Origin of the sequence: Photobacterium sp. CCB-ST2H9 (assembly GCF_023151555.2) — a bacterium.
Classification (GTDB): Bacteria; Pseudomonadota; Gammaproteobacteria; order Enterobacterales; family Vibrionaceae; genus Photobacterium.
On sequence record NZ_CP100426.1, the window covers coordinates 22,394 to 36,349 of the forward strand.

Below are 13,956 nucleotides of genomic sequence, written 5' to 3' on the forward strand. Positions count from 1 at the left end.
TGTTAATAATTATCGATTGTTAACCCGGTGTAAATACCGCAATCTGCGCTTTATTTCCTGTGACCCGTAATTGTTCAGAAAAGAGAGTAAATGATGGAAGTGATTGTATTGGGAAGTGGTGTCGTCGGGCTGACATCAGCCTGGTATCTGGCTCAGAACGGCCATCAGGTGACGGTGATTGATCGTCAGTCCCGCAGCGCCGAAGAAACCAGTTTTGCCAATGCCGGTCAGATCTCCTACGGCTACTCTTCTCCCTGGGCTGCCCCCGGGATCCCCGCCAAAGCGATGAAATGGCTGGTTCAGAAGCATGCCCCGCTGAAGATCAAACCTTCGCTGTCGGCGGATCTGTACAGCTGGATGGGAAAAATGCTGGCGAACTGTAATTACGTCAGCTATCAGCGGAATAAATCCCGGATGCTGCGGGTGGCGAACTACAGCCGTGAATGTCTGATCGAATTGCGCAAACATCATGCTTTGAGTTATGAAGGCCGTCAGCAGGGCACCTTGCAATTGCTGCGGACTCAGGCACAGCTTGATGCGGTCGGCAAAGACATTCAGGTTCTGGAAGAAAGCGGGATTCAGTACGAGCTGCTGGATGTTGAAGGATGTATCCGGGCCGAGCCTGCACTGGCAAAAGTGCGGGAGAAAGTTGCGGGTGGCTTGCGTCTGCCGAATGATGAAACCGGAGATTGCTATAAGTTTTGTCAGCAATTGACTGCACTGGCAGAACAGGCGGGCGTGAAATTTGCCTTTAACACTCAAATTCATGGGCTGCGCCACGAACATGGCCGGATTGTTGCCGTCGACACCGATAAAGGTGAGTTCAAAGCGGACGCTTACGTGGTGGCGATGGGCAGCTATTCAACGGCTATGCTGTCTACCCTGGGCTTACAGTTACCGGTGTATCCGGTCAAAGGTTACTCGCTGACCATGCCGCTGAAAGACAGTGACGGCGCGCCGGTTTCTACGGTGATCGATGAAACTTATAAAGTCGCGATGACCCGTTTTGACGATCGGATCCGGGTGGCGGGTACTGCGGAGCTGGCGGGTTTCAACCTGCACCTGACTGAACAGCGAAAAGAAACGATCGCGATGGTTGTTGATGATCTTTTCCCGGAAGGTGGCGATCTGAATAAAGCGGAATACTGGACCGGATTACGTCCGATGACGCCGGACGGTACGCCCGTGATCGGAAAAACCCCCTTTGAGAATCTGTATACCAATACGGGGCATGGCACGCTGGGATGGACAATGGCTTGTGGCTCCGGTCGTTTGCTGGCTGATATTGTCAGCGGGAACGACACAGATATCGATACTGAGGGGCTGTCGATTCACCGTTATCTGCACAACACACGTTAAACCTTCTTTTCTGGTTCCGGTCAGCGAATTGCTGGCCGGATGATCCTGCCAGTTTTCTTCCTGATTCTGACACCGGGTGGCCATTTCCCCGCATTTGCTGCCAAGCAGCCGCTCTGCAGTGAAAGACGGTTCTCACAAACCTCAGCGAATCAATCACATCGTATTGAATATAAATCGTAGATATGAGACGGGTTGTAGTATATGTTTACCGCCAACCACAGTCTTTTGCCGAATCACATGTGGGTTTCACAGGGTAAATAAAGCAAGCTTACCCGCCGCTCTATTTCAGGAAGAACAGGAGTGGTGTGTTGAAAGATTACCGATGCGTGCTGTATCGAAGGACAAAGGGTTCGCATTGAAAGGTTCGGCACATTGAGAAGCCAAAAGAAAATCAGGAAAGAAAAGTCCATGAATAAACGTTACGTTATGCCTGCCGGTGTGGCATTACTATTAACCCTTTCTGGGTGCTCTGCGATCAGTGAAGAAGAGTGCCGGTTGGGAGACTGGTATCAGATTGGTCTGGTGGATGGTCAGAGCGGTAAGAAAAGCTATGCTGCGACTTACAGTGAAGAATGCGCAGAATATGGCGTCACGGTTGACTTAAAAACGTATCTGGATGGCCGAAAAGAAGGGCTGAAGACCTACTGCACTTATGAAAATGGCACGCTTGTCGGTCAGGCAAATCAGAGCTACGAGAATGTTTGCCCGGCTGATTCAGCGAAGGAGTTTCTGTCTGGGTATACCCCATACCACAATCTGGCCGAAGCAAGATCGAGACTGAGTTCGATTGAAAGTACAGTGAACAGCTACAAAGAAAAACTGGGTGACACACAGCTTTCGAAAGACGATAAAAAAATGTTCAAAGCATCCCTGAAGTCTGCGAAATCGTCTCAGGAACGTGCAGAGTTTGAAGTCAACCGCTTTGAATATGAACTGGCGATTCATAAAATTGACCGAGAGATTGGTCAGATTCATCAACAGCTGACAGTTGATAATATTTCCGATGCACAAAAATCAATGCTGAATCAACGGCTGGTGAAACTAAACGATAAACGTAAATTCTATGACACCTTGTCGACAACAGAAAACACGATTCAGAATATCAAGAACATTGCTGATATGTTCTGATCGGTTAATTGTGTCTGAACACTGAGTTTTGCTGACGGAACAGGGACCACACATGGTTTCTGTTCCGTTTTGTTTTGAAGGTGAAACTCGCCGGGTGTGATGCAGACGGTTTGCTGATCCGGGCTCGAAACAGTTTCCCGGTCCTTGATGAATGAAGCCGTATTCAGCGCAATGCGAAGGCAATTTTCGTTGCAGTCGCATCCCTGTGACAACCGTTCCCTGGCCTGATGACGCCATATTTGAGTAACTGCTTACTTTCGAATTTCAGGAGTCAGCTATGTCGAAAGATATCAACGAAGCGATTCAGACGCATTATGCTCATCCGGACATTGGGGATGTGATTTTGTCGGCGCTGGAAAAAGCGGGAAAAGATATCAGCCGGCTGTCACTGGATGATTTAGCCCCGGTTGATGAGTTCCACATACGGGGGCGTGCGGCAACGCTTGAACTTGCACAGGCAGTTGGTCTGAGTACGAATTGCCACGTTCTTGATGTCGGTAGCGGCATTGGTGGGACTTCTCGTTGTCTTGCGAAAGAGTTTGGCTGCCGGGTCACGGGGATTGATTTAACCGAAGAGTACTGCCGTGCAGCGAGGATGCTTTCTGCGAAGGTCGGGTTCACTGAACGGATTGATTATCGCCAGGGGGATGCGACTCAGCTGCCCTTTCAAGATGACACCTTTGACGTGGTCTGGACAGAACACGTGGCGATGAATATTTCCGATAAGCCCCGTTTGTACGGCGAGATGTACCGGGTACTCAAGCCGGGCGGGACAGTGGCGATCTACGACATTCTTGCCGGTACGTCCGGCCCCGTTCTGTTTCCTGTGCCCTGGGCGCGCACACCGGAGACCAGTTTCCTCGTACAGCCATCTGAGTTACGTGATCTGCTGGAGCAAGCGGGATTTGAAATCTCAGGCTGGTCAGACACAACCGAAGCCGCCTGTGAATGGTTTACTGCCTTGGTCACCAAAATACAGCAAGAGGGACTGCCGCCGCTGGGATTTCATTTACTGATGGGACCTGAGTTTCAGCAAATGGCTCAAAATCAGGGGCGTAACCTGAAAGAGGGCCGGATAGTGCTGGCGCAGGTTGTTGCCAGAAAATAAATATCCGGGCGAAACAACAAGGCGAGCCAATGTGGATTGATGATATTTTTCATCACGATACCCGTATTCATTGCAGTCAGAGAGATACATGGAAGTCAAAATTGCAACGCTGTCTGAAACAGCACAGTTATCGGTTCTGTTTCATGCCTACCGACAGCTTTCTGTCAGTTTAGATAACGACCAACCTGAAGCGGCTTCGAAAGACTGGATCGAAGCACGAATCCGGCATCAAGATGCAACGTTCTTTATCGCTGAAGATGCGGGAGAAATGATTGGCTTTGCCACTTTATATCAAAGTTTCAGCTCAGTTTCTTTGCAGACATATTGGACGCTGAATGATCTCTATGTTGTGGAGAAAGCAAGAGGCTTAGGTGCTGGTTCCGCCTTACTGGCTGCAGTAGACGCCTATGCACTGGCGACGCACTCAAAGGGGATCGCACTGGAAACTGCTTGCGAGAATGTCGCGGCACAGCGCCTTTATGAGGCTCTTGGTTATCAGGAGAACACGAAATATAAGCAGTATTTCAAAAAGTCATTGGATAAACAGAGCTGACCTTTTGCAGAATCATTGTCGTGAATATCCCAGTCGCTTTTCTGTTTCAGGGGACGATGTTAAAGATAAAACCTGTGTGGGTCACTTATCGGGGAAAAACCTACCGGGTAAGTTTGCTTTCTCTCTTGATGCTGTCTCTGGAATAGGATTGAGATATCAGATTTGTGTTTTTTGCCTGTGAACAACGAAAGTGTCACGGTACTAGGTATCACGGCGTCATTCAGGGAAATTTCATGACAGGATGTATAAAAACAAATGACAGAAATTAAATTGACCCGGGAACATCTTCTTATTGGTCAGCGTGCTTTTACGTTGAATCGAATTCAATCGGTTTGGGTCCGAAAGCTGACCTGGAAATGTCAGTTCACCCGTATGTTGGCCATCATGTTTCAGTATTCTGCCGTTGGCTGGGCAATTCAGTACTGGCTGATGTTTCCTGAGGGCTGGGGGCTTGTCTTGCCGTTGAGTCTGATCGGCATTGGTGCTCTCTATTATCTGGTAACCCTGAGACGTTTTGAATTAAAGGCGCTACTGACTGCAGTTGATGAAACCGGTGAGCAGCCGATTACGCTCGCAAGCTCAATGACAAAGTCTGGCTTGGCTGGGTTCCAAGATTTTGAAGCGCAGTTTCAATCAAGATCATGAATATGCCCCGGTGAAGGTTGAAATATAGATGGGTGTGTGTGATTGATAAATCCGTGTTCAAGGTATTTTTTAGTTTGAACGCGGTTATTCTGTTTAAATGAAAACCTGGCTGTTTTCATGAGAAATATTTATAGGTTATGGTTAGTGACTTAAAAAATGATAGGTCTTAAAAGGTAATGAATGATGGTTCATGATAAATTTTTTAACTTCATGTTGTTTCATTAAATAGTTTCCAAACTATGCAGTTAATTTTGGTTGGAAGAATGTATAAAAGTGGAATAGCACGGCCAAATTGAAATTATTTATACTAAAATAGTTAAGTTTGAGCTGAAAATCACATCGCTTCAAAATTAACTGAAATTAAGCCATATACTCGCTAAGTTTCAGCGTTTATTATTTGATTCTTATGAATCACTAAGTGTCAATGACTCTGTTGTATTGAATGAGCCAGAGTTGGTCACATGAGGTCAGCAAAAAATAAAAATTGGTTGTTGGTGTGATTTTTTTATAACAAAGTACCTTGGGGTTTTAATTCAATGGAAAATGTGCCATCAAAAACACTCGCCCATGGTGAGACAGAACATCAAGATGACATACTCCGAGTTGGCTTGTCACCCCTTCCTGTGACGACCGGGCGAAAACCGATCTCGATCAATCAGTTTGTCGCTAATAACAAGGAAGGCACTTTAGATGTTCGTTTAGTGAATACTGATGTATACATGATCCAATTGTTTTTTCTGATGACAATTTGTTATTTGGGAGTAATCGTGTGGCTTTGGAGCGCTGTTTCAACAGATATGTTGGATATTACTGCTCCACTATACCTATTAATAACTATCGGTACTTTTCTCCCAGCAATAGAGATCGTTAGAAATCAAGTAGGAAAGATTAATGAAAACCTTCCGTTTCGATTTCATGCGCAGAGAAAAGAAGTTTTATTTTCTTTGATTAAAAAAAATAAAACTGTTCCTGAACGACCGGACTTAAATGGCAGCGGATTTTTCGATTTATATCCATTGTCAAGTTTGTTTTTGATAACATTCGGATTGACGTTGATATTAGTAGATATAAAAAGAGAGTTATTTAGTTCAGTTTTTTACACTGGTGCTTCTTCTTTGTTAATTGGGATTATCCCTGCTTATATTGCTATCAAACCCTGGCTTCAATATTTCAAAGCGAAAAGAGGTTTGAAAATATCCGTAGAATTATTCGCTGTGCCCTGGGAGGAGGTCTATGTCGAGTACCAGCGGGGCGATGGCGTCAATCCATGGGGCATGATAAGCCTGCAAAACCTGACCTTTAGTGCGCCAATTCCCGATCATCCGGAGCAAGAACGAGTGCTTTTCAGCATTCCGATATACTCCAAAGAAGAAGCACTCAGCTTGTATGAATTGTTCAGAGAATATATGGAAAAAGGTGCGTCGGGGATTGAGCATACCGCAGCGGGTCACATCTCGGTTCATCGGGGGGAATATAGCCGCGAGGGCTATCGCCAGCTGATTCGAAAGCGCATGCGAGAGACACCGTTTATTTTTCCTTTCTGGTGGATTTTGAATGTGATCACCTTGCGTTACTTTGCTCACTGGTATCTGGAGTATCTTATCGATACATTGCAGGAAAAAGCGATGGCGCGGGAAGATTTTATTGCCTGGTCACAGCCGATCCCTGAAGCTGAATGGCGTCCAATGTCTCCAGAGCTTCAGGCAGCAAATGCGCAAGTGGAAGCCTTATATGCACAGGGGCTGCGATGGGACAGTGATGAAGTGCAAGAGGTGATTCAGCAATATCATCGCTGAGTTTGATTTCTTCCTTAACAGGCGATTGGCTTTCCCGAATCGCCTGTATTTTAATCCAACATAGTCTGGTTCATCTGTGATGAAAAAATTACGCCCGACCATTCCTGTTGCGGAATGGAAACTTGCAATTCATTTACAAGCGACTCTGAATCTTCAAAATCAGCCGGGAGTGCCGGCAGATGGGTGTTTGTGTGCATGGTGCGCGAGATGGAAAGCTTGCTGGCGACAGGTACGGCCCGAAAATTTACAGGCGCAGCTAAACCGGGCTGGAGTTGATTTGACACATCCGACCGATGTATATGCCTTTGGAGCGGATGAAAATGAACCGAGCATTCGTGTGATTTACCATGCTGTTGGCAAGGTACTGAATGGTCCGAATCCGTGGCAGAGAACGGAGACGGGCAAGCGCTTCATGTCTCGTACATTGCGTCAGGAACCTCATGTGGCTTTGCTGGTGTATCCGCAACGCCAGTCAGATATACAGGCTCCTGTTCTGAAATACCGATCGGCTGGCGAATTGATTTGTTTCGACTTTCGGTTGGCCTTGCCAAATCAGGTCTCTCAGGCACCAACGGCGCGCTGATTTTTGAACGTGGTGGGTTTGATTGTACGACAGTTGGGCATTAGAATCCTGCTGCGTGATTTATTCGAAGCATACTGATGAAACTGATCCCACTGTTAAAACAACCTCGTATTCACTGACGCATGAGTCTCTGAAATAAACATACCGCCGCAGTGGAGGTTTCCCCTGTGGTTGTCACTATTTGAGCTTATGAGGTCGTTCATGAGAGAAAAACATTGGTCGAAAGTGCAGTTATTGCATGAAGTTGTCACGAATCCGAATATCACCATCAAAGGCACCCACAGTTATTACAGCGACTGTTGGGATCACGGCTTTGAAGAATCTGTTGTCCGTTACCTCCACGGAGATGAAATCAGTCGTCAGTGGGAGCCGAAATGGCCGATTGATAAACTGTATATCGGCGATTATGTCTGCATTGCATCTGAAGTCATCATCCTGATGGGCGGGAATCATACCCACAGAGCCGACTGGTTCTGCTTGTATCCGTTCATGGACTTTATCGAAGAAGCTTATGTCGGCAAAGGAGATACTGTGATTCACGATGGTGTCTGGCTGGGGATGCGGTCGATGATCATGCCGGGTGTGACGATTGGAGAAGGGGCGATTGTCGCGGCCAACAGTGTCGTGACTCAAGATGTCGAACCTTACAGTATCGTTTCTGGGGCTCCGGCAAAAATCGTAAAATATCGTTTTGAACCGTCCGTCATTGATGAACTGATGGCGTTCCGGATCTATGACTGGCCGCCGAAGAAATTTGAATCGCTGAAAAGATATTTATGTTCATCTGATCTGACACAATTAAAACAGGCTGCTGCAGCATACGATTTATCTGTTCATCATGGCTGACAATCATCTGTAACTTGCTGGGGATACGATGGTGTTCCCAGCCTTCTGAAATATTTCTGAACTTTGCTGAATCTGAACTTTGCTGAAGACAGTGCTGTTGCCTGCGCTTGAATTGTATTTCTGACGTTAAATCGCTGTTTCGTTTTTTAGAATATTCTGATTTGAAACTCAGCGGTATCTGTTCGGCAGCAGGAATACAAGAAGAAGTTTTTTCTTCACAGAAAAGAAAATAGCACACCTAAAACACCCAAAAAATAAATGTAACAACTTGTTTCTGTGTGAAGAAGGCCGTAAAGTTCAGCGGCTATTAATTTCGCAGAAATCCGCTTTGATTGATTCAGTGTCTGACATGAGTATTCAGCCATCTGGCCTGAGCTATTCAGTTGCAGCCTGTTATTTCAATGAAGGTGAGATTCATGATGGAGTAAAAATGAATATCAAACACTTTGTTGTCCCTTTGTTCCTACTTTTTTCGATGACTTCTTTTGCAAAGGACACCGCTGAACTTACTGAAGAAGAATATGTTCAGTGGGCTCAGGAAACCTGGGATTCGCTGAAACCACAAAAGGGTGACATTCCGTTATCCGCCGCAAAGGCGACACTGCATATCCCAGAGGGTTTTTATTACCTTTCTCCGGGCGACAGTGAAACCGTGCTGGTGGATGTCTGGGGGAACCCGCCAGGGCAAAATACGCTGGGCATGATTTTTCCTGAGGACATGACACCTTTCGACCCGAATGCCTGGGCTGTCACAATCAGCTATGAAGAAGACGGCTATGTGTCGGACGAAGATGCTCACAAGATTGATTATGACGACATGCTGGATCAGATGAAGTCAGACACTGCAGCAGCAAGCAAAGAGCGTGTGAAGCAGGGATATGAAGCCATTGAGCTGGTTGGCTGGGCAGCTTCGCCTTTTTACGATGCCAGTGCGCATAAATTGCATTGGGCAAAGGAAATCAAGTTTGGCAATGAGGACGTGAATACCCTGAACTACAACATTCGGGTGCTGGGTCGTCAGGGCGTTCTGGTGATGAACTTCATTGCGGCGATGGATCAGAAACCAGTGATTGAGTCAAAACTGGATGATGTTCTGGCACTGGCAGAATTTGATAACGGCGCGAAGTATGGTGATTTTGATGCCAGCATCGATAAAGTTGCCGCTTACGGTCTGGGTGCTTTGATTGCGGGTAAAGTTGCGGCGAAAACCGGCCTGATTGCTGCCGCTTTGCTTCTGTTTAAGAAGTTCTGGATCGTGATCCTGGCTGCGGGCGGTGCGCTGATCAGAAAAGTATTTCAACGCAAGACATCTTAAGCCGTTCGCTGTTGGCGTCAGCGACTGACGGACACGAGTATCGCTTATCTCATGATGAGGCCGCTGGTTTAACAGCGGCCTTTTTTTGCCTGTCCGGGTGGGCAGAATCCACCGGTGCTGTGGCTGTGATCGTCATGATAATCGCCATTGGTAGAGGCTTTGATATTCACGCCATCCACATTGCCTTCCACACGCGTCAGTTGGCAGCCAGTCAGAGACAGGCTCGCAGCCAGCAGGCCAAGCAGAGTCAGCTTTTTCATTATTGTCGCCATCGTACTGGAAAAACGGGCACTCTAATGGATTCATTCCGCAAATGTGTTAGCCGATTGTCAATTATTGGTAAAGTGCGGACTGAGTGCTTTTGGCAGGATAATATGACACTTCTTTCAAACTTTAGTTTTCTTCTTGAAGCAAAATTCCGAAAAGTCCTTGTAAACTGATAGTAACCTTCTTCATTCACTGCCTTCAGGAGGCAAATTATGAAACGGGTTTTTTATATCAGTGATGACCTGGATGAACTTGAGCTGGTTGAACATGAGCTTGAGTTAAGTGGCTTTACAGCGCCGCAGATTCATGTGCTCAGTAACAAAGATGCTGAAGTCTCCAGCCATAAACATTTGCATCCGGTGCAATCAGTGATGCGGAATGACGTGGTTCACTCCACCGAAATTGGTGCAGTGATTGGTGTGATCGCAGCTGCAGGTATTTTAATTGCGGCTTATGCGTCTGGTGTGACGGATGCGGTCGGTTGGGCGCCATTTATTTTACTGGCAGTCGCGATGCTGGGATTCATTACCTGGGAAGGGGGCCTGTTTGGCTTCCAGGAACTGCATTATCAGTTCCGTCGCTTCAAAAATGTTCTGAAATCCGGCCAGCATGTACTCATGGTTGATGTGGAACCCGAGCAGGAACTGCAGCTGGCCAGCATTACACTGGCACACGATAAGCTGAAACCTGCGGGCACAGGTAAATCCCCGCCGCACTGGCTCGTTGTGATGCAGGAGAAATGGCAACGGATGATGAAAACATTGCCTTAGGAAGATTAACTTTAAAACATTGCCTCAGACTTCTTGCTTCAGAAACTTGCTGGCAATGCAGTCTGCCGGGCCATCAGCCGCCCGGCAGGCTGAAAAACCATTCTCTTAATGCATAAATATAACTGGCCTCACTCACCATCAGTCCCACCAGGACCAGCAGCACTAATGGGGGGATGAAAATGGTGTATACCAGTGCCAGGCGTTCCCAGCGCATATGCATAAAGACGGAAGCGATCAGTCCGGCTTTGAGCAACATGAAGAGGACGATCAGGCTCCAGCGCAGTAAACCCTGCAGGTGAAAATAATCGACCAGGTAAGACAGGGTACTGAGGAGAAACAACAAGGCCCAGACTTTGAGATAAAGGCTGATGGGGTGCTGTTGTTTGGCCGGTGTTTGGGTGAGTTCTGCGTCTGACATCATAACCTCCCGGATTCTCAGTTTGGCCTACCACAGATAGAAAAATGCAAAGATAAAGACCCAGACCAAATCGACGAAATGCCAGTACAGTCCGGCAATTTCGATGATTTCATAGCGTCCTCCCTGAACACCGGCAGCCTGGGGATCGACCTTTTTCTTCTCATATTTACCCAGCGCAACCCGGATGGCGACAGTGGTCAGGTATATCACCCCGACACTGACATGCAGACCATGAAATCCGGTGATCATGAAGAAAGCCGCGCCGAACTGGGAAGCGCCCTCCGCATTTCCCCAGGGCCGGATCCCTTCTGCGATCAGTTTGCTCCATTCAAATGCCTGCATGCTGACAAAAGTGACTCCCAGCAAGGCGGTGACCAGCATCAGGAGTGCGGCGGAAAAGCGCTTGCGCTGATAGCCGCAGTTCACGGCCATAGCCATGGTGCCGCTGCTGGTGATCAGCACAAAGGTCATGATGGCGATCAGAATTAACGGAATTGAATGGCCGCCAATCGTCAGGGCGAACACTTCACTCGGCAGGGGCCAGTTTTCGGTGGTGGTCATACGCACTGACATGTAGCCCACCAGAAAACAGCCGAAGATAAAGGTATCGCTGAGCAGGAAAATCCACATCATGGTTTTATTGGCAGAGACCTGAAATGCCGCTTTGTCGCCGGCATAGTCTTTCACCACACCGGTCCAGCCGCTTGAGGCCGCGAGTGTGGGGGCCTGAGGTTGTCGGGTTTGACTCATGACTCAATCCTCATTCGGTTGCGGGGGCAATACGCTTCAGGTGAAACGTAACAGTCCCAGCAGAAACAACCAGATGAACAACAGAAAGTGCCAGTACCGGGCGCAGAAATGTAACCAGATATGCAGGTTATCCCGCTGTCCCTGCCATACCTGATACACCACAATGGCCAGCGCAATGACACCGCCAGCCACATGGATGGCATGTAATCCTGTCAGCAGAAAGAAAAAGCTGTTGGCCGGGTTCGTCTGAACGCCCTGATGAATACTGATCAATGCCTGCCAGGCCCAGAGCTGCGCCAGAATAAATCCGACAGTGAAGCCGACCGCCAGCAGGAGCTCTGTCTTACAGGCAGCAAGTGAAGGCAATAACCGGGCTTTACGGGTGGCAAAATGCAGGGTGATACAGCTCAGCACGAGCAAAGTGGTACTCAGGAGCAACTGCCAGGGTTCATTGAGCGGTTGCCAGTCACTGACTTCATGCCGGATGTAATAGGCCAGGGTAAAGAGGGCGAAGAGTGCACTGATCACACCCATCAGAATCCACAAACCGGTGGAGGCAACGGTTAACTTGCTTGCTGGCTGGTAACGTGCATCCGGCTCCGGACTCAGATGCCCGGAAGCCAGGGTTGAAAAAACAGGTTTGTTGCGGCTCATGTTTCAGACTCCCCGGGCTGCGGCTGTACATCCGGCATTTCTTCCTTATCTGGCGGCTGATTCTGCGGCAGAAAGTCTTCTTTGGCACCGGGCACGTTAAAGTCATAAGCCCAGCGGTATACTACGGGTAACGCTTCGCCCCAGTTACCGTGCTTCGGCGGTGTGTCCGGCGTCTGCCATTCCAGCGACGTTGCCCGCCATGGGTTACTGCCGACAGCCTGCTCATGGCGATAGCTCCAGTACATATTGAAAATAAAGAGTAACTGGGCGGCACCGACAATCAGCGCAGCCACGGTGATGAATGTATTCAGATACTGTGCGGATTCCGGAATAAAGCTGTAATCCCCGTAGGCATAGTAGCGTCTCGGCATGCCCATGATACCCAGATAGTGCATGGGGAAATAAATTGCGTAAGTACCCAGAAAGGTGATCCAGAAATGGATATGGCCCATGGTACTGTTCAGCATGCGGCCGGTGACTTTAGGATACCAGTGATACAGGCCGCCAAAGATTGCCAGAATTGGTGAAACCCCCATCACCATGTGGAAATGTGCCACCACAAAGTAAGTGTCCGACAACGGTATATCGACGATCACATTGCCCAGAAACAGGCCCGTTAATCCGCCGATCACAAAGGTACTGATGAAGGCGAGGGCAAACAGCATCGGCAGCGTCAGATGAATATCACCCCGCCAGAGCGTAAAGAGCCAGTTGTAGACCTTGATGGCGGTGGGAACGGCAATGACTAAGGTGGTGATGGCAAAGAAGAAACCAAAATAAGGGTTCATGCCACTTACATACATATGGTGTGCCCAGACAATGAAACTCAGGGCGCCAATGGCCAGGATGGCCCACACCATCATTTTGTAGCCAAAGATATTTTTGCGGGCATGAATACTGATGAGATCCGAGACAATTCCGAATGCGGGCAGGGCCACGATGTAAACTTCCGGGTGGCCGAAAAACCAGAATAGATGCTGGAACAGAATCGGGCTGCCGCCGCCGTGGTCGCTGAGCTGTCCCATTGAAATGACCGCAGGCATGAAAAAACTGGTGCCCAGCAACTTATCGAACAGCATCATGACAGCGCTGACGAACAGAGCCGGGAAGGCCAGTAATGCCATGGCTGACGCTGTAAATATCCCCCAGACAGTTAACGGCATCCGCAGCAGGGTCATGCCCCGGGTCCGGGCTTGCAGGACGGTGGTGACATAATTCAGGCCGCCCATGGTGGCCGCAATGATGAATACGGCCAGCGAGACCAGCATCAGGACGATCCCCCAGTCTGTGCCGGGTGTTCCCGGCAGGATGGCTTGCGGTGGGTAGAGCGTCCAGCCAGCCCCGCTTGGCCCGCCGGTGACAAAAAAGCTGGCGATCAGAATCAGCGAGGCGAGCAGATAAAACCAGTAGCTGAGCATATTCAGGAACGGGAACACCATGTCCCGGGCACCCACCATCAGCGGGATCAGATAATTCCCGAATCCTCCGAGAAACAAAGCGGTCAGCAGGTAGACCACCATGATCATGCCGTGCATGGTCAAAGCCTGGTAATAGGCATTGGCGTCGATGAAATCAAACGTCCCGGGAAACCCGAGCTGCAGCCGCATCAGCCAGGACATGACCAGAGCAATCAGGCCCATGAAAATGGCCGTCAGTGAATACTGAATGGCAATGACTTTATGATCCTGGCTCCAGACATATTTGGTCCAGAATGATTGCGGGTGTCCGTAACCGTGTGTTGTTGTTTGTTCAGTCATATCCCCT

Annotated in this window: 15 protein-coding genes; 10 read left to right on the forward strand and 5 right to left on the reverse strand. The window is 48.5% G+C overall.

All coding sequences use genetic code 11. The annotated features are described in order from the left end of the window. The first annotated feature begins 93 nt into the window (after positions 1-93). The 9 genes from L4174_RS16630 (at position 94) to L4174_RS16670 (ending at position 9,333) form a co-directional block, all read left to right on the forward strand. Complete coding sequence (locus L4174_RS16630) at positions 94-1,359, forward strand: D-amino acid dehydrogenase (RefSeq protein WP_248143347.1); 1,266 nt, start codon at positions 94-96, stop codon at positions 1,357-1,359. Between the two features lie 408 nt (positions 1,360-1,767). Continuing rightward, entirely contained in the window at positions 1,768-2,487 is a 720-nt protein-coding gene (locus L4174_RS16635) for a DUF2799 domain-containing protein (RefSeq protein WP_248142792.1), read from the forward strand. A 277-nt stretch (positions 2,488-2,764) separates the two neighbouring features. Then, the gene (locus L4174_RS16640; RefSeq protein ID WP_248142791.1) at positions 2,765-3,595 is read left to right on the forward strand and encodes a class I SAM-dependent methyltransferase; all 831 of its coding nucleotides are present in this window, start codon (positions 2,765-2,767) and stop codon (positions 3,593-3,595) included. Between the two features lie 88 nt (positions 3,596-3,683). Next, positions 3,684-4,148, forward strand: a complete 465-nt coding sequence (locus L4174_RS16645) for a GNAT family N-acetyltransferase (protein WP_248142790.1) — start codon at positions 3,684-3,686, stop codon at positions 4,146-4,148. Between the two features lie 255 nt (positions 4,149-4,403). Then, entirely contained in the window at positions 4,404-4,793 is a 390-nt protein-coding gene (locus L4174_RS16650; protein ID WP_248142789.1) for a DUF6232 family protein, read from the forward strand. Positions 4,794-5,329: 536 nt separating this feature from the next. After that, on the forward strand, positions 5,330-6,589 hold the full coding sequence (locus tag L4174_RS16655) for a hypothetical protein (protein ID WP_248142788.1): 1,260 nt from the start codon (positions 5,330-5,332) through the stop codon (positions 6,587-6,589). Positions 6,590-6,668: 79 nt separating this feature from the next. Then, positions 6,669-7,172: a hypothetical protein gene (locus L4174_RS16660; protein ID WP_248142787.1), complete on the forward strand. Its 504-nt coding sequence runs from the start codon at positions 6,669-6,671 to the stop codon at positions 7,170-7,172. A gap of 201 nt (positions 7,173-7,373) precedes the next feature. After that, positions 7,374-8,018 carry a CatB-related O-acetyltransferase gene (locus L4174_RS16665; protein WP_248142786.1) on the forward strand — a complete coding sequence of 215 codons (645 nt, stop codon included), beginning with the start codon at positions 7,374-7,376 and terminating at the stop codon, positions 8,016-8,018. Between the two features lie 430 nt (positions 8,019-8,448). Next, entirely contained in the window at positions 8,449-9,333 is an 885-nt protein-coding gene (locus L4174_RS16670; protein WP_248142785.1) for a DUF2167 domain-containing protein, read from the forward strand. 68 nt (positions 9,334-9,401) lie between these two features. Here the strand turns inward: L4174_RS16670 and L4174_RS16675 are convergent, their stop codons facing one another. Then, complete coding sequence (locus tag L4174_RS16675) at positions 9,402-9,593, reverse strand: hypothetical protein (RefSeq protein ID WP_248142784.1); 192 nt, start codon at positions 9,591-9,593, stop codon at positions 9,402-9,404. 219 nt (positions 9,594-9,812) lie between these two features. On the opposite strand from L4174_RS16675, the gene L4174_RS16680 reads away from it, so the two are divergent. Continuing rightward, the gene (locus tag L4174_RS16680) at positions 9,813-10,370 is read left to right on the forward strand and encodes an NAD/FAD-utilizing enzyme (protein WP_248142783.1); all 558 of its coding nucleotides are present in this window, start codon (positions 9,813-9,815) and stop codon (positions 10,368-10,370) included. Between the two features lie 73 nt (positions 10,371-10,443). Here the strand turns inward: L4174_RS16680 and L4174_RS16685 are convergent, their stop codons facing one another. From L4174_RS16685 to ctaD, 4 genes are read right to left on the reverse strand one after another with little or no spacing between them, the layout of a single operon-like run. Further along, positions 10,444-10,791 carry a cytochrome C oxidase subunit IV family protein gene (locus L4174_RS16685; protein ID WP_248142782.1) on the reverse strand — a complete coding sequence of 116 codons (348 nt, stop codon included), beginning with the start codon at positions 10,789-10,791 and terminating at the stop codon, positions 10,444-10,446. A gap of 24 nt (positions 10,792-10,815) precedes the next feature. Further along, complete coding sequence (locus L4174_RS16690) at positions 10,816-11,538, reverse strand: heme-copper oxidase subunit III family protein (protein ID WP_248142781.1); 723 nt, start codon at positions 11,536-11,538, stop codon at positions 10,816-10,818. 36 nt (positions 11,539-11,574) lie between these two features. After that, complete coding sequence (locus tag L4174_RS16695) at positions 11,575-12,192, reverse strand: cytochrome c oxidase subunit 3 (RefSeq protein WP_248142780.1); 618 nt, start codon at positions 12,190-12,192, stop codon at positions 11,575-11,577. Then, a complete protein-coding gene (gene ctaD / locus L4174_RS16700) occupies positions 12,189-13,949 on the reverse strand; it encodes a cytochrome c oxidase subunit I (RefSeq protein ID WP_248142779.1) in 1,761 nt (586 codons plus the stop codon). Before ctaD ends, L4174_RS16695 begins: the two co-directional genes overlap by 4 nt. Positions 13,950-13,956 lie beyond the last annotated feature (7 nt).